General features: G+C 66.3%; 16 protein-coding genes. 8 read left to right on the forward strand and 8 right to left on the reverse strand.

Going from position 1 to position 16,828, the window contains the following annotated elements; translation table 11 throughout:
• Positions 1-6: 6 nt before the first annotated feature.
• Both ACFO0G_RS03640 and ACFO0G_RS03645 read right to left on the reverse strand, forming a co-directional pair.
• A complete protein-coding gene (locus ACFO0G_RS03640) occupies positions 7-963 on the reverse strand; it encodes a glycosyltransferase family protein (protein WP_376976450.1) in 957 nt (318 codons plus the stop codon).
• 121 nt (positions 964-1,084) lie between these two features.
• A complete protein-coding gene (locus ACFO0G_RS03645) occupies positions 1,085-2,263 on the reverse strand; it encodes an acyltransferase family protein (protein ID WP_376976451.1) in 1,179 nt (392 codons plus the stop codon).
• A 144-nt stretch (positions 2,264-2,407) separates the two neighbouring features.
• Between ACFO0G_RS03645 and ACFO0G_RS03650 the strand changes: the two genes are divergently transcribed.
• Together ACFO0G_RS03650 and ACFO0G_RS03655 are read left to right on the forward strand one after the other, a co-directional pair.
• Positions 2,408-3,145, forward strand: a complete 738-nt coding sequence (locus ACFO0G_RS03650) for an ANTAR domain-containing protein (protein WP_376976452.1) — start codon at positions 2,408-2,410, stop codon at positions 3,143-3,145.
• Positions 3,146-3,557: 412 nt separating this feature from the next.
• Positions 3,558-3,845: a YegP family protein gene (locus tag ACFO0G_RS03655; protein WP_376976453.1), complete on the forward strand. Its 288-nt coding sequence runs from the start codon at positions 3,558-3,560 to the stop codon at positions 3,843-3,845.
• A 59-nt stretch (positions 3,846-3,904) separates the two neighbouring features.
• Here the strand turns inward: ACFO0G_RS03655 and ACFO0G_RS03660 are convergent, their stop codons facing one another.
• The gene (locus ACFO0G_RS03660) at positions 3,905-5,584 is read right to left on the reverse strand and encodes a phospholipase C (protein WP_376976454.1); all 1,680 of its coding nucleotides are present in this window, start codon (positions 5,582-5,584) and stop codon (positions 3,905-3,907) included.
• A 275-nt stretch (positions 5,585-5,859) separates the two neighbouring features.
• Here ACFO0G_RS03660 and ACFO0G_RS03665 point away from each other — a divergent pair, with 275 nt between their 5' ends.
• Complete coding sequence (locus ACFO0G_RS03665) at positions 5,860-6,276, forward strand: VOC family protein (protein ID WP_286398533.1); 417 nt, start codon at positions 5,860-5,862, stop codon at positions 6,274-6,276.
• A gap of 39 nt (positions 6,277-6,315) precedes the next feature.
• Here the strand turns inward: ACFO0G_RS03665 and ACFO0G_RS03670 are convergent, their stop codons facing one another.
• Positions 6,316-7,767, reverse strand: coding sequence for an FAD-dependent monooxygenase (locus ACFO0G_RS03670; protein WP_376976455.1), 1,452 nt, complete (start codon positions 7,765-7,767; stop codon positions 6,316-6,318).
• Between the two features lie 161 nt (positions 7,768-7,928).
• Between ACFO0G_RS03670 and ACFO0G_RS03675 the strand changes: the two genes are divergently transcribed.
• The 5 genes from ACFO0G_RS03675 (at position 7,929) to ACFO0G_RS03695 (ending at position 12,591) form a co-directional block, all read left to right on the forward strand.
• On the forward strand, positions 7,929-9,044 hold the full coding sequence (locus ACFO0G_RS03675; protein ID WP_376976456.1) for a hypothetical protein: 1,116 nt from the start codon (positions 7,929-7,931) through the stop codon (positions 9,042-9,044).
• A gap of 178 nt (positions 9,045-9,222) precedes the next feature.
• On the forward strand, positions 9,223-9,558 hold the full coding sequence (locus ACFO0G_RS03680) for a YciI family protein (RefSeq protein WP_376976457.1): 336 nt from the start codon (positions 9,223-9,225) through the stop codon (positions 9,556-9,558).
• On the forward strand, positions 9,558-10,826 hold the full coding sequence (locus tag ACFO0G_RS03685; protein WP_376976458.1) for an RNA polymerase sigma factor: 1,269 nt from the start codon (positions 9,558-9,560) through the stop codon (positions 10,824-10,826). Before ACFO0G_RS03680 ends, ACFO0G_RS03685 begins: the two co-directional genes overlap by 1 nt.
• Before the next feature lie 284 nt (positions 10,827-11,110).
• Positions 11,111-11,512 carry a GntR family transcriptional regulator gene (locus tag ACFO0G_RS03690; protein ID WP_376976459.1) on the forward strand — a complete coding sequence of 134 codons (402 nt, stop codon included), beginning with the start codon at positions 11,111-11,113 and terminating at the stop codon, positions 11,510-11,512.
• Positions 11,509-12,591: a DUF1648 domain-containing protein gene (locus ACFO0G_RS03695; RefSeq protein ID WP_376976460.1), complete on the forward strand. Its 1,083-nt coding sequence runs from the start codon at positions 11,509-11,511 to the stop codon at positions 12,589-12,591. Before ACFO0G_RS03690 ends, ACFO0G_RS03695 begins: the two co-directional genes overlap by 4 nt.
• A gap of 26 nt (positions 12,592-12,617) precedes the next feature.
• Here the strand turns inward: ACFO0G_RS03695 and ACFO0G_RS03700 are convergent, their stop codons facing one another.
• From ACFO0G_RS03700 to pdhA, 4 genes are all read right to left on the reverse strand, one after another.
• Positions 12,618-12,803, reverse strand: coding sequence for a hypothetical protein (locus ACFO0G_RS03700; protein WP_376976461.1), 186 nt, complete (start codon positions 12,801-12,803; stop codon positions 12,618-12,620).
• 136 nt (positions 12,804-12,939) lie between these two features.
• Entirely contained in the window at positions 12,940-14,460 is a 1,521-nt protein-coding gene (locus ACFO0G_RS03705; protein WP_376976462.1) for a dihydrolipoamide acetyltransferase family protein, read from the reverse strand.
• A gap of 2 nt (positions 14,461-14,462) precedes the next feature.
• Positions 14,463-15,584 carry an alpha-ketoacid dehydrogenase subunit beta gene (locus tag ACFO0G_RS03710; protein WP_376976463.1) on the reverse strand — a complete coding sequence of 374 codons (1,122 nt, stop codon included), beginning with the start codon at positions 15,582-15,584 and terminating at the stop codon, positions 14,463-14,465.
• Positions 15,581-16,810 (reverse strand): pyruvate dehydrogenase (acetyl-transferring) E1 component subunit alpha, encoded by a 1,230-nt coding sequence (pdhA, locus tag ACFO0G_RS03715; protein ID WP_376976464.1) that lies wholly within the window; start codon positions 16,808-16,810, stop codon positions 15,581-15,583. The genes ACFO0G_RS03710 and pdhA overlap by 4 nt, the downstream gene beginning before the upstream one ends.
• Positions 16,811-16,828: the final 18 nt, after the last annotated feature.

Below are 16,828 nucleotides of genomic sequence, written 5' to 3' on the forward strand. Positions count from 1 at the left end.
ACCTACTCAGGCGCGGACTGGCTCCAGCAACGCCATGATCCGCCCGATATAGCTGTCAAGGCTTAGCCGCTCTTCCCACAGCGCGCGGATGTCCGCTTCCCTGTCCCGTGTGGCGTCCGCAAGGTCGCGGAGCTGGGGAAGGATGGGCAGGTCCGGGTCGCAGAGGACCACTCCGGGCTCCATGACGTATTCCTTCATGCCCTCATTCGGAGTGACTGCCACGGCGATGCCGCTCTCCACTGCCCCCACCAGGACCATGTGCCCTGCCGCCCGGGTTCCCCGAGCCAGCGGAAGGAAGACCACCGATGCACTGCAGAGCAGCTCCCCGAACTCCTTTTGGCTCACGTAGCCGGGATGCGTGACCACATTTGCGCCCCTTCGGGTTTCACCGGCGGGCCCTCCAGTGGCAATGGTCAGTTGGACGGGCGTGGTGCTGGCCAGCACTTCCTCCTCGAGCGCGCTGATGGCCTGCGGGTCTCGGTCTGATGAGCCGCCAACAAAGATGTGGAAGACGTCGGAGTGTTTCCTGGGCGGGTACCCCAGGGAGTTGCCGTACAACACGCACCACGCGTTGCCCCCGTCCGCGTTCCAGGGCCCGGTCTCGGACTCGGACATGCTGATGACAGGTGCATTGCCAATGAGCCGGCGGAGGATTTTCCAGCTCAGGCTGCTGGGCTCTGCATAGATTCCGGTGACGACGAAGTCGTTCCTGCCCGTGAGCCGCAGCGCAGCCCCGATCCAGGGGTTGGTGGCGAAATAGGGCCCCTTGACGGATGGGTTGAGGGTTTTCAGTGCCAGCACAAGCGCGTCGAATCCAATGCCCAGGACCCTTGAACCCCAGCGCTTTCCGGTGATCGCAGCACCCTCGAACTGGCAGATGGCCTTGATCATCGGGTGGCTGAGCCAGGCGGCGTCAGCCGTTGCCGAGGCCGGGCCAAGTGCCAGGAATGTGTAGGGAGCCAACGGTCATGGCCTTTCATGCGGTGCGGCGGACGCCCCTTCCGGGGACTCCCAAGCTAGCCACCGCCCTCAAGCCATACAAGGAGATCAGGCTTTTACTGTGGATGACCACATGCACCGCGGCTTAGCCCGCTGACGCCGCCACGGGTGCCTTGGACGCCTCGGCCGTGGAGGGCACGACGGCGGGATCAAGCCTTTTGTTCGCCCAGCGGCGCAGCGGGCGCTCAACACAGCGGAAGGACGCGTAGGCCAGCAGCACGGTGAGGGCTGCGGTCAGGGCAATCCGGAGCGGCAACGCCGGGATCAGCGGCATCAGCAGCAGGTAGACCGGCAGGTGCCAGAGGTACATGCCATAGGACAGGTCGCGGCCGGGGCGGGCCAGCCAGGGGTGGCTGAGGATGCGTGACAGGAAGCCGGCCGGCTGGAGGACCAGGGAGCCGACCAGCACGGCGGACAGCAGTGCGAGTGCGGTGGGGCCAACCGTCCAGAACACGTTGAACCAAGTGCCGGGGGCGTCCGGTTCCTTCAGCAGGAACAGCGCGGCCAAGAGGGCGGTGCCGGCCAGGGGCGCGGCCCAGCGGGACACCGACAGCAAGGCATTGTGCAGCCGCGAGCCCTGGCGGACGGCGGTGAACAGCAGGGCGAGGGCGCAGCCGATCAGCAGCTCATCGGCGCGGGTGTCCGGCCCGTTGTAGATCCGGTCCAGTGGTTCGCCGGTGTCCACCAGCAGGAACCGGTTCAGCACGAAGGCGGCGGCCAGGGCCACGGTGGCGAAGGCTGTTATGCGGACCTTCCAGAACCGGAGCATCACCAGCAGGAGAAGCGGCCACACCAGGTAGAACTGTTCCTCAACGGCCAGGGTCCACGTGGGGCCGAGGGTTTCGCCGGCGATGGAGTCCCCGAACATGCCAAAGTGCGCCAGGTTCATCACGTAGGCGGCTGCGGGCAGGACAAACCCCGCCTGCCCGCCCCAGCCTGAGGCAGGAAACAGGAAGCCGGCGGCGAGGATTACCGCGCAGAGCGCCAACAGTGCCGGCCAGAGCCGGGCCAGACGTTTGGCGTAGAAGATGCCAAGGTGGAGCCGGCCGGTGGCGAGCCATTCCTTCATGATCAGCAGCGTGATCACGAAGCCGCTGAGGGTGAAGAACACGTCCACGCCGATGGAACCGCCGGGCATCGACTCGGTGGCGGTATGGAAGAAGAAGACGCCCGCCACGGCGACGGTCCGGAGGCCGTCCAGGGCATGCTTCCGTCCGGCGATGAGGCCCGTTTCGGGCGCCGCCGGGCAATCTGGCACTGACATCTTTCCGCTACTTAACCTCAAAACCACCAAGCAATCATATATAACGTTTCCATAACTGCGCTGGACGGCGGCTGGGAGAACGCTGACGACAGAACTGAAAACAGGCACCTTGTGGCTGCCGTCCGACACTTCTAGGGTGAACTCATGGTTGACCAGGACATGGCAGATGACCTCGAAGGGCTCGTTGATCTTGTTGCAGGCATGGAGGACATCAAGTCCGTGCTGGACGGCCTCACCGCACTTGCCGCCGCAAGCATGAGCAGCACCCTTGGAGTGCCCACTGAATGTGCCGTGACGCTGCACCGGCGAAAACGAACGGCCACCATCGGTGGGAGCAGCGGGAGGGCCGTGGTGCTCGACCGGATCGAGCAAAGCCTGGGCGACGGGCCCTGCATCGAGGCCCTGCAGAGCGGCGTGCCCATATTGCTCGGGGATGTGTCGTCCGATCCACGGTGGCCCGAGTACTGCAGCGCGCTGTCCTCGGCAGGCGTCGGCGGATCACTTGGCATCCCGATGAATTTGGAAAACGACGCCGGCGCGGTGCTTGATTATTTCGCTCCCGTCAGTGGACTATTCGATGAACAGGCGGTGGCAGACGGAGTGCGGTTCGCCGACATGGCAGGCAAGGCGCTGCGCCTGGCCGTCCGGATCGCGTCAGCGGACCAGCGTGCGGATAACATGAAATCCGCCATGGACACCAGGACCGCAATAGATCTCGCCTGCGGAATCATCATGGCCGAGAACAAGTGCAGCAAGGACAGGGCCTTCGAGATTCTCCGCAGCGCCTCCAATACCCGAAATCAGAAGCTCAATGAGCTGGCCGAATCGCTCGTGAACCGGTTTGCGGCGCCGGAAGAGGCCAAGGCGCACTTCGAGGACTGAAGTTCCAGGAAAACCAGACCGGGAGCCAGCGACGTTGCTGGCTCCCGGAGTTTACGACGCGGATGTGGTCCACCCCCGATACTGGATTTCCCTGAGCCACACCCGCGTCAGCTTTGCGGGTGGTTGCGTCGAGAAGCGGTTGCTGGACAAGGACCCCGGCCTGAATGGCGGGCAGCGGTCATGGTTGGTTTCACGACGGCAACACAGAGGCCGTCTGCCTGACCAGGAACCAGCCTAGCGCCTACGTGCTGCGGGGAAGTAGGGACTAAATCCCCAATCTTTAATCAATTTTTCCCCACTTAGTGATTTTGTCGCTGGAAGCCCCTTGACCACTGGGCACCAACGCTTTGTATCGTCGGAAAGAGGTCAAGCAGCCGGCTCGCTCTACCTATGTCCTTTGGGAGGCGTTCCAATGGCTGGTAATTTTGAACTCGTTACCGACCACGACGGCAACTGCCTGGTAAGGCTGGTGGACGGACGTGGTGAAGAAATCGCCGTCTCAGTCCCCTTCACCAGCAGCAGCGCCGCCATCGACGGCATCAATTCCTTCCGTGAGGTGGCCGCGACGGCACCGATCAGGGACCACACCTCAAGCGCGTACAGGCGGCGGGTGGAGCAGCATGAGCAGGCGGCGCCCCACCACGACCGGAAGGTCCCACTGGGGCAGAGCCGTCGGCTCAGGCACCACGGGAGACACTGAAAAGCCCGACGCCCCAAAAGGGCGCCGGGCTTGTCTCTTACCTGAGGTAGCGTTGCTGGTTACTGCGGACCGCGGCCCTTGCCGGATGCGTCATTGCCTGCATGGGTAATGGACGCAACGGCTCCGGTCTGCTCGTCGAGCATCACCTTGTCGTTCCGCAGGTGGTGGAAGTTGAACATGCTGCTGATCGATCCCGCCGTGGCGTCGGCTGAGGCGTCACCGATTTGTCCGGTGTTCCAGTTGTCTTCGATGAAGCGCAGGACCGAGGCCTGGTCGGTTTCCGTGTGGTCAACGAAGTTCTTCTTCGCATACGGGGAGATGACAACCAGCGGCTGCCGGGGGCCCGGGCCGCAGCGGTCAGCGTAGCCGCCAGCCATGGGCACCCCCGCGGCCGCGGCACTCTGGCACCACCCGGCGTCGTCCGTTGTGTTGGAAGAGTTCTTGACCTGGGCGGCCACGTGGTCATACCAGCCGTCGGAGTCGTCATAGGCGATCACCACGGCGGTGTCGTCCCAGTTCCTGGACTGCTGGATCTGGTTCACGGTCTTCGTGATGAAGTTCTGCTCATCGACGGGGTCCGAGTAGGCGGCATGGCCGTCCTGGAACATCCCGGCCTTCAGGAAGGACACCGCGGGCATGTTGTCGGTGTTGACCACTTTGTCGAAGTCGGTCAGGTCGTACTGGTGGTTGGCCTGGCCGTTGTGGCCGATTTCGTCATCCGACGCGGGGGCCAGGTGGTGCGGGTTGGCCGTGGAGGCGTAGTACTGGAACGGCTGGTGGTGCGGGGAGTAATCCACCACGGAGGCACCGGCCGCATTGGTGTGGCTGGACAGGCAGGAGGCCGGCGCGGTCCCTGTCGCCGGCGTAGTGGGTGTGAACCCGCCCTGGAACCAGCCCCAGGAGGTGCCCTTGGCATTGAGCAGGTCACCGATGTTGGTGCCGGTCATGCCCGCGAGGTTGTTGCTCTTGGCGTGGCTGTTGTTGGAGCAGTCGTCGTAGACAGGGTCGGGGTCGTTGATCACGGTGCCAACGCCGTTTGCGTCAGGCTGGCGGACCGCGCTGCTTCCGGCAGCGGGCGTTGCCACCGGCGCTCCGGCAGCCGTGAACTCCTTGGCGCCGTGGGTCTGGCCGGAGACCAGGTTGAGGGCGCCTGGGGTGGAAGGACCGAAAACGGTGCTGAAGTGGTTGTCGCTCATGGCGTAGTTCTGGGCATAGTTCCAGATGCCGGTGACCGTGTTGCCATCGTAGTAATCCATGGTCAGACCGGGTCGGCCATACTGGTTGGTGCCACAGGCGTCTCGGCTGGTGAACTGGACGAACTGGTCCATGGCTCCGCCGTTGTAGGCCTTCTGCTCGGCGCCGTAGCCGTGGTCCTGGTCGCAGGTGACAGCCTGCATGGGCGAGAGCCGGGCAGGTTGGACAGAGTTCGGATTGTTCGGCGCCAGCAGGCCCGCCTTGGCCAAGGTGTTGATGTCCTTGGGCGTATCCTCGGCCGCGGTGAACGCGGACGCCGGGGTACCGCTGCCTTGCTGGGTTTCACCTGCCATGTTCGCCGCCTTGGGGTAAGTGGCGAAGTAGTGGTCGAAGGAGACGTTCTCCTGGAAGATCACCACCACGTGCTTGATAGGTGTGGCTGTGCTGCCGTTATCACCGGCGGCCGCAGGGCCGGCACCCAGGCCGGCGAAGCCTGCGGTAAGCGTGCAGGCGGTAAGCGCCACCGCGCCCGTGGCAGCGGCCATCCGCTTTCTGCTGAATCGTTGTCCGTGGGACGAGCTCATTGGGGAGCCTCTCAAATTTGTATTAGCCGAGACTCCGCCAAAGTTACTTGCGTGTAATTAACCCCGGCCGACTTGCAGATGAACGGCCGTTCACCTTCCGGTCATGGGCCATCTGGCTGGTGTTGTCGGGACTCCCGGTCTACCGTTCCCACCCCGCCGCGGACCCCCTTCTCGGCAATGGCCAGCGCTGCTAACATGACCGTGCAGACAACGACGTCCGTCCAAAAGGAGCCCTCATGCCCACGCGCCTCAACCCCTACCTGAGCTTCCGCAGCAACGCACGCGAAGCCATGGAGTTTTACAAAAACGTCTTCGGCGGCGAGCTGAACATGAGCACGTTCGCCGACTTCCACGCAAGCCAGGACCCATCAGAAGACAACCTGGTGATGCATGCACAACTTGACGGCCCGGCAGGGCTGACCCTGATGGGATCGGACACTCCCGCGCGCATGGACTACAACCCAGGGAACACGTTCAGCGTCTCCCTCAGCGGCGACGATGAAGCCGAACTGCGGGGCTACTGGGACAAGCTGTCCGACGGCGGCACAGTGACAATGCCGCTGGAGAAGGCCATCTGGGGCGACTCCTTTGGCATGTGCACCGACAAGTTCGGCATCCAGTGGCTGGTCAACATCGCAGGCCCCAAGGAGTAAATGAGTTTTCGCCACTCCCCCAGCCCGGTGGCTGGTGTTCTACCGCTGCCGCGCACCAAACCAGGTTGTTAGCGCCGCGCCGAGCCCATCCGCCGACCCTTCGCCCACCCAGGCGACGTAGCCGTCGGGCCGGACCAGGACTGCCGTGGGCGCATCCACCGCGCCCAGCACCGGTAGCTGCCACTCGCCGTCGTACGTTGCCCTGACATGCTGTACGCGAGCCGCCCATGCCCCCGGATCCAACCCAGGGGCACCAAGCTCAAGGAGTACCGGGCGGCCCTGGTGCAGGAGCTGGTACACCCGGGACGGGCCGTGGGCTGTCGTGATGTCCAGGTCCGGCATGCGGCGGCCGAGCAGCGGGTGGCCGGGCCCCAGGTGGTAGGCGACGTCCAGCCCGGTGAGCAGGGCCGCGATCGGGGCGCCCGCAGCGTCAACCCGGAGCACCTCGTCCAGCAGGTCGCGCAGGGCCTCCTGCCGCGGATCGGCCTTTTGGAAGAGGGACTGCGCCATGGTGTATTTGAGCGACCGGGCCCCGGCAGGATGGCGCTCCGCGTGGTAGGTGTCCAGCAGGTCCTCGCCCGAGGCCCCCAACACCACCTCCCCCAGCTTCCAGCCGAGGTTGACGGCGTCCTGAAGCCCCAGCCCGATTCCAACGCCGCCGGTGGGCGAGTGGACGTGCGCCGCGTCGCCGGCCAGCAGCACCCGGCCTTTCCGGTAGGACTCCGCCTGCCGGGTGGCGTCGGTAAAGCGCGAGAGCCAGATGGGGCTGTGCACGCCGAAGTCCGTGCCGAACACATCGGTCAGGGCCTGCTTCAGGTCATCCAGTGTGGGCTCGGCAGCCGGGCCGAGTGAAGCCTCGGTGACCACCACCCGGACCACGCCGTCCCCCATCGGGTACAGTCCATGGATGCCGCGGGCGTCCACCTTGCCCTGCTGGCCGGGCTCCCCCGCCACCTTTAGCTCGGCGATGAGGCTGCTCCGGGTCGCATCCGGGCCCACAAGAGCGATGCCTGCCGAACGCCGCACCACGCTGCGCCCGCCGTCGGCACCCACGACATACCTGCCCGGCACCGGGCCCTCCCCCGCGAGCTCCACGTGCGCGCCGCCGTCGTCCGCTGAAACTCCGGTGACCTCCACGCCGCGCCGGATCTGCACGCCCAGCTCCTCCACCCACTCGAGGAGCAGCCGCTCGACGTGGTTCTGGAACAGCGCCAGGGTGTAGGGGTGGCGTGTGGGCAGGCCGCCCAGGTCCAGCTGCGTGCTGCCGAACGTGGCGGTCTGCAGCGTCCTGCCCTCGGCGAGGAACCGGTCCGCGATGCCGCGCTGGTCCAGCAGCTCAATGGTGCGCGAATGAATTCCGCCGCCGCGCGAACCGGCCAGCTCCTGGGACGGGCGCCGCTCCAGGACAAGCGCGTCCACCCCCGCCAGCCGCAGCTCACCCGCCAGCATCAGCCCCGTGGGTCCGCTCCCCACTATGACTACGTCGTGCATACCCAACCGTCCCCTTCCTTTTCGACGGCCAGTATGCGGTACCCCAGGGGCCTTGCCGCAAGGCCCCTGGGGCGCGGTACTTTGGAAATGGAAGGAGTCCTGACCCGGCGCGTGTTCCGCCGCCGACATCCTGAGCAGGCCTTCCATCCGCTGGAGGTGTCATGGCATCCATCCGCTCTTACTTCCGTGCCCGGTATGGGCGTCCGGCAACGATCCACCAACTGCCGGCGGTGCTGCTGGCCGTGTGCATCCTCCTGGCCGGCAGCCTTTCCGTGCCCGGAGTGAGGCAACCCGGCGCTGATCGTGCGGCCGCGGACCGGGCGGCTGCGGTCCAGGCGGCCGCGAACCAGGGCGGGCTCCTCTTCGGGCTGGGGCCGCAGGCCTACAGGGCGCTTGAGTACCGTTTGGTCAACGAGGCTCCGGTCAACATGATCACCAGCTGGTACAACTTCCGGACTGACATGGGCTTCTTTGACATCTACCGGACCGCCGTGACACCCCAGATCTACGCTGCAGGGAAGGCAATGCACCTGGTCATCTGGGACGGATACCCGAGGCCGGGAACCCCCGGGGGAAGCCCTGACGGCATTGTGCAGACCAAGTACGGGCCGGTCTGCGGTGAGGCCTATCCCTTGTCCCGGGAGTTCCAGGCGGACATGGTGCAGCTGGCGAAGAACACCGGCGGACCCGCGTCCGGGCCGCCGCTGTATGTGTCCATGTTCACCGAGTTCCAGACCTATCCGTGCCGCGAAGACGGCAATTATTGGGACACGGGACAGGCTTATTACCGTGCGCTGAAGGATGCATACCTGGAGGCGAAGGATGCCTTCCACACCTACGCACCCAATTCCAAAGTGGCCCTGACCTGGGGCGGCTGGGCTGCCACGTTCGATGACCCCGCCCGGGGTGGCGGCCGCTCGATGCTGCCGTTCTTCAAGGACGTGATGGATGATTCGGACTTCCAGTCGTTCCAGGCGATGGGCGTTCACGAGAATGTGGAGCAGACCACCTGGATGGTGAAGGCGCTGCACGGCTACGGGAACGGTTTGTCCCTACTGGCGCACTACAAGCCGGACAACGACTCGCTGGCGGTATACGACGCCGACATGAAAGGTTTCTTTACCGATTCCAAGATGGCCGAGCTCAAGGCGAACGGCCTTTTCGGGTTCAGCTTCCTGTCGCAGGACCTGCTGATGTCCAGCGAGGCCCGTTTCCAGCAGGCCAAGGCGGCCATCACCAGGTACCAGGAGCCCGTCCCGCCCTGGCCACTGGGGTGACGGCGCCGGCCGTGGGTTGCGCTGCGCGATGGGTACGACGGCGGCACCCAGCCTCTGCCCGAAGCCGTCCTTTGCAAAATAGTTGCGTGACGTTGTCGATTTCCGCTTCCGCTGTGCGTCGTATGGGTAGGAGCTTCTCCAACGGAGAGCCCTTAACCACACCGGAAGGGAGCACGACATGTCCAAGTACCTGATCCTGATCTACCAGGACGAGGCAGTGGCCAGGCAGGCCGAGGGTGAATCGATCAGCGCCAGCTACCAGGAGTTCCAGCGCCGGCGCGCCTCTTCCCTGCTCGGCGGGGCCGCCCTGCATCCGTCCTCCACGGCGACCTCGATCCGCCGCGACGGGGCCGGCGGTTTCGCGGTGACGGATGGCCCGTTCGTGGAGTCGAAGGAAACCCTGGGCGGCTACTACATGATCGAGGCAGCCGACCTCGATCAGGCGCTGGAGATCGCCAAGGAAGTTCCGGCCGGCGTCGGAGTTGAGGTGTGGCCGGTTCGGGTGGCCAACTGATGCCTCGGGCCGCCAGCGCAGAGGTTGCTGCGGCGGTGGCGGACGCCCACCGCCGGGAGTGGGCGTTCGTGCTGGCGGCCACGGTGCGGGTTGCGGGTGACATCGACACCGCCGAGGAAGCGGTGCAGGACGCGTACGCCACTGCGCTGTCCACATGGGGCGGGAGCGGAATTCCCCGCAACCCGGGGGCCTGGCTCACGGTAGCGGCTCGACGGCGGGCCCTGGACCTTCGCCGGCGGGCAGCCACCGCGGAGCGCGCGCTGCCCAAGCTGCTGGGCCCCGGCGAGGCCGGCCTTGAGGACAGGGTTGTCGAGGACATGGTCGCCGAAGGCGGGGACATCCCCGATGACCGGCTCCGGCTCATCTTCACATGCTGCCATCCGGCCCTGGCGTTCGAAGCCCGGGTGGCCCTGACCCTGCGGCTCCTGTGTGGGCTCTCGACGGCCGAGGTGGCGCGGGCGTTCCTGGTCCCGGAGGCCACCATGGCGGCCCGTATCACCAGGGCGAAGAAGAAGATTGCGGCGGCCCGCATCCCGTACCGCGTGCCGACGGCGTTGGAGCTTCACGAGCGGGTGGACGGCGTACTGGCGGTCGTCTACCTGGTCTACACCACGGGGCACACGGCTCCGTCGGGAGCAGATCTGATGCGGCGGGACCTTGCCGAGCGGGGGCTTGAGCTGGCGAAAATGCTGCGCGTCCTGCTCCCACATGATTCCGATGTTGCCGGGCTCCTGGCCCTGATCCTGCTTACCGAGGCCCGTACCGATGCACGACTCGACGGAAACCATGACGTCGTTCTGCTCGAGGACCAGGACCGGTCAAAGTGGGACCGGCAGGCCATCGAGGAAGGGGTGGCGCTTCTACAGGAGGCGCTGGCGGCACGGCCTCCGGGCCGGTTCGCCCTCATCGCGGCCATCGCCGCGGTGCATGACGAGAGCGGGACCTGGTCCGACACCGACTGGCACGAGATCCTGGGCCTGTATGACCTGCTCATGGAGAGATGGCCCTCCCCGGTAGTTCAGCTCAACCGGGCCATTGCCCTCGGTTTCGCCGCAGGCCCCGCGGCAGGCCTGGCGGAACTTGACGCGCTCGGCGCCGAGCCACAACTGGCAGGCTACCCCTACCTGGCGGCCGCCCGCGGCGACTTCCTGGCCCGGCTTGGCCGCCTGGAGGAGGCACGGGTAGCGTTTGGGGAGGCCCTGATCCTCACCGACAACGACGCGGAACGGCGGTTCCTCCGGGGCCGGATAAGTGAGCTGAGGGCGTAGGCCCCGGGTGCAGGCAAAAGGGAAGGCCCCTCCTCAGGAGGGGCCTTCAACGTAGTGGTCATTTGTCGTTTGGTATCGGTCAGCGGTGATGCGCAATCCCCCTTCCCGGACGCCCCCGGCGCCCATCCGGACTATGACGCGTTCCACTTTAATAAAGTGTGGCCAGTGCGTAAAGACCCTAATGCGGAAAAAATTCGAGGCACTTCGGACCCGGCCGCCGTCGTCAAATTGCCTCTGGCACTCCTGTGTTCTTTGTTCTATAACTAATAGAACAAAGGCGAGGAGTGAAGGCGTTGATCCTCAACGTAGACCTGGCTGCTGAGGTGCCCATCTACCAGCAGATCCGGGACCAGGTAGTGGAGGCGATCGCTCACGGCGCCCTCATTGAAGGCAGTACGCTGCCGCCCACCCGAACGCTCGCTGCCGACTTCGGCATCAACTTCCATACCGTCAACAAGGCCTACGATCTCCTTCGGCAGGAAGGACTGATCCGCCTCAGCCGCAAGACCGGAGCGGTGGTGACCGCACGTGCCGCGGACCAACTGCTCCCCTCCGACTGGACGGCAAGGGCCCGCACACTTCTGGCCGAGGCCGTGGCACGCGGAATACCCGCCGACCACGTTCTCCAGACTTGCCGGACGCTGCTCGATTCATTTTCTGCCGCACAGCAGGAGGACAAGCGATGACCATCTCCATCATTCTGGGCTTCGTCCTGCTGGGACTGGTGCTGCTGCTGGCGCTGGTGCTGCCGTCGGTCACCAGTGGCACAGTGCCCTTCGGGGTGCGGATCCCGGCCGAATACTCAACCCACCCCGTGGTGGCGGAGCAGGCACGCCGCTACCGGCGGCGGGTCCTGGTCTGCGGGGGTGTCATTTCCGTGGTGGGCGTGGGGAGCCTCGCACTCACACGGCAGCCGCTGCTGCTCCCATTGTCTGTGCTGGTGCTCGTCGGTCTCTGGTACGGCTGCTTCTTCCTGGCCCACCAGGAAATCCGGGCGGCGAAGGTCGACGGTGGCTGGTTCGAGGGCGTCCACCAGGGTGTTGCCGTGGACACCGAGTTGAGGACCAACCCGCCGCGGTTTCCCTGGCGCTGGTTGGCGCCCGCCGTCGTCATCTGTGCCGGGACCGCGGTCATCGGCATCCTGATGTATCCCTCCATGCCCCAGACCCTCGTGGTGCACTATGCCGGCAATGGAACCGCCGACCGGTTGGAGGCCAAATCGGTCGGCTCGGCCTTTTCGCTGGTCTTCCTGCAACTGGGCCTCACGGCGCTGCTGGCGGGCCTGGCGGCCGCCATCATCCACAGCCGGGCAGATCTTGACCCGGCCCGCCCCCAGGGTTCCGCACGATGGGCCCGGCACTACATGGCGCTGGGAGCCAAGGCCCTGCTGGGGCTGGTGGCCATGATCGACCTGGGCCTAATGGCCTCGTCACTGTTGATGTGGACCGGGACTGTTACCCGGTGGGCGCCGCTGGTCATCGTGGTCCCGGTCCTGGCCTCCGTTGTGGCAGCGGTGACGGTTTTGGCCAGGAACAACGCGGACCGCGGCGGGGATGGGGAGGACACGGGGCTGACGCACCGTGACGATGACAAGTTCTGGCGCGCCGGCCTGATCTACATCAACCGCGAAGATCCGGCGCTGCTGGTTCCCCGCAGGTTCGGCATTGGATGGACGCTGAACTTCGGGGACCCACGGGCGGCGATGCTGCTGGCCGGGGTGGTTGCGCTGATCGTTTTGGTGCTCACCCTCCGTTTCGGCGGCTGAGACAGCAGGCTCCCCCGCGGATCCCGTTACTGGATCAGGTAATGGCGTTCCTCGACGACGGGTGCTTTGGATGCCTTAGGGAACACGGCCTTTGACAGGGACTTCAGTCCGATCACCGGCAGCAGCACGGCGGCGGCCCCGACGGACAGGGCAGTCCAGGCCAGGTTTTCGAGCGCGCCGAGCGCGGGTGCCTGCGGGGCAGTATTAGCCAAGATTCTGACCCTTATGTGAGACCGGTGGGGACTCCAAGATTACGGCAGGCCGGGGGGATCAGGGAAAAGTACGACGGCGGCACGGGCCGCCGTCGTACATGCCACCTTCTGATGGCCCCACCGACAAGGCTGCGGGTTAGATGTCCGCCAGGAGCGAGGTGGGGTTTTCGATGGCGTCAGCCACGAAGCGGAGGAAGCCGCCGGCGGTGCCGCCGTCGCAGACCCGGTGGTCGAAGGTCAGGGTGAGCTCAGTGACCTTGCGGACAGCCAGCTCGCCATTGACCACCCACGGCTTGTCAATGATCCGGCCAACACCGAGGATGGCCACCTCCGGGTGGTTGATGATTGCCGCGGACCCGTCCACGCCGAACACGCCGTAGTTGTTGAGCGTGAACGTGCCGCTGCCGAGCTCCGTGGGGGTCGCCTTGCCGTCGCGGGCCACCTGGGTGAGCCGGCGGATCTCGGCGTCGAGTTCGCGCGCGCTGAGCTTCTCTGCGCCGCGGACGGAGGGCACCACCAGGCCGCGGTCGGTCTGGGCCGCGAAGCCCAGGTTGATCCCGTCGAAGGACACGATCTCCTGCGACCCGTCGTTTGCGGTTTCGATCCGCGTGTTCAGTTCCGGGTACTTCTTCAGCCCCGCGGTGACGAACCGGGCAATGAACGCGAGCAGGCCGGGGACCTCTGCGCCGTTGGCCTTGAGTCCCTCACGCAGCTCCATCAGCGCGGTGGCGTCGACGTCCACCCACACGGTGGCTTCCGGAATTTCGGAGCGGCTGCGGACCATGTTGGTGGCCACTGCCTTCCGGACGCCGCGGACCGGTGTGCGTGTAGAAACCGCAAGGCCGGTGCGGGCGTCCGTGGTTGAGCTGGCGGAAGTCCCAGTAGGCTCCACCACAGGCGCGGGCACCTCAGCCGGCTTGGCCTCGGGTTCAGCAGCGGGCGCCGCCGTCTTCAGGGCCGCTTCGACGTCGCGGCGCATGATCAGTCCGCTGTCGCCCGAGCCGGAAATCCCGTCCAGGTCCACGCCGTGCTCCCGCGCCATGCGCCGCACGAGCGGTGAAATCACGGCCCCGAGCTTGCCCGGCACGCGGGTGCGGAGGAGGGCGAGCTCGTCCTCCTTGGACAGGCTGACCGGCGTGGTCTCCGCAGGCTCAGCCACGGCCACCGAAGACTTCCGCGCCCGGGTACGCCGGGCCTGGCCGTGACCGCCTGGAGTTCCATACCCGATCAGCACATTCCCGGAGCCAGCCTTCTCTTCCTCGCGGTACGTTTCCGCGTCAGCCGCCGCGGATGATGCCGCCCCGGGAGTGGCATCGGGCCTTCCTGAGCCGGCAGCATCGTCCGCAGGACGAATGCTGTCCGGCGAAGGGGCGGGGGCGGCATCGTCCGCGGCGGCCACCGGAGCGTCGGCACCAAGCGGCGTCACCGAGATCAGCGGCTTCCCCACGTCCAGGGTCTCCCCCGGCTTCCCGTGCAGCTCGGCCACGATCCCGGCGTAGGGAGACGGCACCTCGACGGCGGACTTGGCAGTCTCCACCTCGGCGATGGGCTGGTCAACGGCAATCTCGTCGCCAACGGCAACGTGCCAGGAAACGAGCTCCGCTTCGGTGAGCCCCTCGCCCAGGTCTGGCAGCAAAAACACGCGTGGTTCGCTCATGGTCAGTTCTCCCACTGAAGGTCGTCAACGGCGTCGAGGATGCGGTCCACACCGGGCAGGTAGTACTTTTCGAGTTTGGGTGCCGGGTACGGGACGTCGAACCCGGTCACGCGGCGGATCGGGGCGGCCAGGTAGTGGAAGCAGCGTTCCTGCACCCGGGCCACGATCTCGGAGGACACGGACGCGAAGCCGTGCGCCTCCGCGATCACCACGGCCCGGCCGGTCTTCCGGACGGACGCGGACACGGTCTCATCGTCGAACGGGACAATGGTCCGCACGTCGATCACTTCCAGAGAGCGCCCCTCCAGCGCCGCCGCCTCGGCGGCAGCCAAAGCGGTGGGCACGGACGGACCGTAGGCAATCAGCGTCGCGTCTGTGCCGGGACGCGCGACGGCGGCACGGCCCTCAGAGCCAAGTCCCGCCGTCGTGCCTTCCCCGGGGGAGTCGTGGAGGCGCCGCAGCTCGCCCAGGTCCACGGAGTCCTTGGTCCAGTACATCTTCTTGGGTTCCATGAAGACGACCGGGTCGTCGGAGTCGATGGCCTCGCGGAGCATCCGGTAGCCGTCCGCGACGGTGGCCGGGGTGTAGACCTTCAGGCCGGCAGTGTGGGCGTAGTAGGCCTCGGATGAATCGCAGTGGTGCTCCACTCCCCCAATGCCGCCGCCGTACGGAATGCGGATGACCATGGGCAGCTTGACCGTACCCTTGGTGCGGTTGTGCATTTTGGCCACATGGCTGACGATCTGCTCGAACGCCGGGTAGGCGAACGCGTCGAACTGCATCTCGATGACCGGGCGCATGCCGTTGATGGCCATTCCCACGGCCATGCCCACGATGCCGGATTCGGCCAGCGGGGTGTCGAAGCAGCGCTGCTCCCCGAACGTGGCGGTGAGGCCGTCGGTGATGCGGAAGACGCCGCCCAGGAGCCCTACGTCCTCGCCGAAGACCAGGACGGAGGAGTCTGCCCGCATGGCGTCCGCCAGGGCGGTGTTCAGGGCCTTGGCCATGGTGACCGGCTGCGGGCCGGCGGCCTCGGCGGACGCTGCAGCCGAGGCCGCAGCGCGGGCAGTGGCGGCGGAAACGTTGCCGTTGGCCTCGGATGAGGTGGTGATGGTGGGGCTCACTTGCCGGCCTCCTTTGAATCAGTGGCTGCTGCGTCGCGGGCCAGTTCGTCGGCGAGCATGGCTGACTGCTCTTTCAGCTGCGGGGTCTGCACCGCGAACACGTGGCGGAAAAGCTCCTGCGGGTCCACCGGCACGTCCTCGCTGAGGCCTTCGCGCAACTGGGCGGCAACCGCCTCGGCATGCTCGCGGATCCGGGCCTCGCCGTCGTCGTCCAGCAGTCCACGGTCCGTCAGGTAGGTGCGCATCCGGTTGACGGGATCCTTGGCCCGCCACTCGGCAACCTCGGCGCTTTCCCGGTAGCGGGTGTCGTCGTCGGCGTTGGTGTGTGCCTGCATGCGGTAGGTGTTGGCCTCGACCAGCAGCGGGCCGGAACCTTCGCGGGCCAGCTTCACGGCGCGGTCCAGCACGGCAAGGAGCGCCACGACGTCGTTGCCATCCACGCGTTCGCCGGCCATGCCGTAGCCCACGGCCTTGTGCGCCAGCGACGGCGCCACGGACTGGTGCGCCAGCGGCACCGAGATGGCGTACTTGTTGTTCTGCACGAAGAAGATGACCGGCAGGTGGAAGACGGCGGCGAAGTTCAGGGCTTCGTGGAAGTCGCCTTCGCTGGTGGCGCCGTCGCCGCACATGGCCAGCACAACGGTGTCCTCGCCGCGGAGCTTGGCGGCGTGCGCAACCCCGACGGCGTGCAGCAGCTGGGTTGTCAGCGGCGTGCACTGGATGCCCACCTTGTATTTGAGGGGGTCGTAGCCGCCGTGCCAGTCGCCGCGGAAGATGGTCATCACCTGGACGGGGTCCACTCCGCGGGTCATCACGGCGACGGCATCGCGGTAGGTGGGGAACATCCAGTCGCCCTCGTTCAGGCACAGGGCGGCGGCCACCTGGCAGGCTTCCTGGCCGTGGCTGGAGGGGTAGACGGCCATGCGCCCCTGCCGGACCAGCGCGGAGTTCTGGTCGTTGACGCGGCGGCCGACGACGAGGCGTTCGTACGCTTCGAGCAGCTCCTTGTCGCCGGGCACGGGGTACTCGTGGCCGGGCTGGGTGCCCTGCTCGCCTTCGGGCTTGAGCCGGCCGTCCGGGTCCACCATCTGGATCTGGTGCCGGGCGGGGAGCATGTAGTCCTCCACCGTGATGCCGAACTTCTTCACAGCTTCATTCAGCGCGGTGTCCGGCGCTTCCTGCGGGCTGGTGGTGTCCGGCGCGGTGTGGTCTGCGGAGATCGTCATTGGTCCGTCCTTCGGTAG

The sequence above is a fragment of the Arthrobacter sedimenti genome, assembly GCF_042652025.1.
Classification (GTDB): domain Bacteria; phylum Actinomycetota; class Actinomycetes; order Actinomycetales; family Micrococcaceae; genus Arthrobacter; species Arthrobacter sedimenti.

Bases quoted from the DNA above. Each gene is read 5' to 3' on its own strand.
- ACFO0G_RS03645 (WP_376976451.1), bottom strand. From the start codon at position 2,263: ATGTCAGTGCCAGATTGCCCGGCGGCGCCCGAAACGGGCCTCATCGCC.
- ACFO0G_RS03650 (WP_376976452.1), top strand. From the start codon at position 2,408: ATGGTTGACCAGGACATGGCAGATGACCTCGAAGGGCTCGTTGATCTT.
- ACFO0G_RS03655 (WP_376976453.1), top strand. From the start codon at position 3,558: ATGGCTGGTAATTTTGAACTCGTTACCGACCACGACGGCAACTGCCTG.
- ACFO0G_RS03660 (WP_376976454.1), bottom strand. From the start codon at position 5,584: ATGGCCGCTGCCACGGGCGCGGTGGCGCTTACCGCCTGCACGCTTACC.
- ACFO0G_RS03665 (WP_286398533.1), top strand. From the start codon at position 5,860: ATGCCCACGCGCCTCAACCCCTACCTGAGCTTCCGCAGCAACGCACGC.
- ACFO0G_RS03670 (WP_376976455.1), bottom strand. From the start codon at position 7,767: ATGCACGACGTAGTCATAGTGGGGAGCGGACCCACGGGGCTGATGCTG.
- ACFO0G_RS03675 (WP_376976456.1), top strand. From the start codon at position 7,929: ATGGCATCCATCCGCTCTTACTTCCGTGCCCGGTATGGGCGTCCGGCA.
- ACFO0G_RS03680 (WP_376976457.1), top strand. From the start codon at position 9,223: ATGTCCAAGTACCTGATCCTGATCTACCAGGACGAGGCAGTGGCCAGG.
- ACFO0G_RS03685 (WP_376976458.1), top strand. From the start codon at position 9,558: ATGCCTCGGGCCGCCAGCGCAGAGGTTGCTGCGGCGGTGGCGGACGCC.
- ACFO0G_RS03695 (WP_376976460.1), top strand. From the start codon at position 11,509: ATGACCATCTCCATCATTCTGGGCTTCGTCCTGCTGGGACTGGTGCTG.
- ACFO0G_RS03705 (WP_376976462.1), bottom strand. From the start codon at position 14,460: ATGAGCGAACCACGCGTGTTTTTGCTGCCAGACCTGGGCGAGGGGCTC.
- pdhA (WP_376976464.1), bottom strand. From the start codon at position 16,810: ATGACGATCTCCGCAGACCACACCGCGCCGGACACCACCAGCCCGCAG.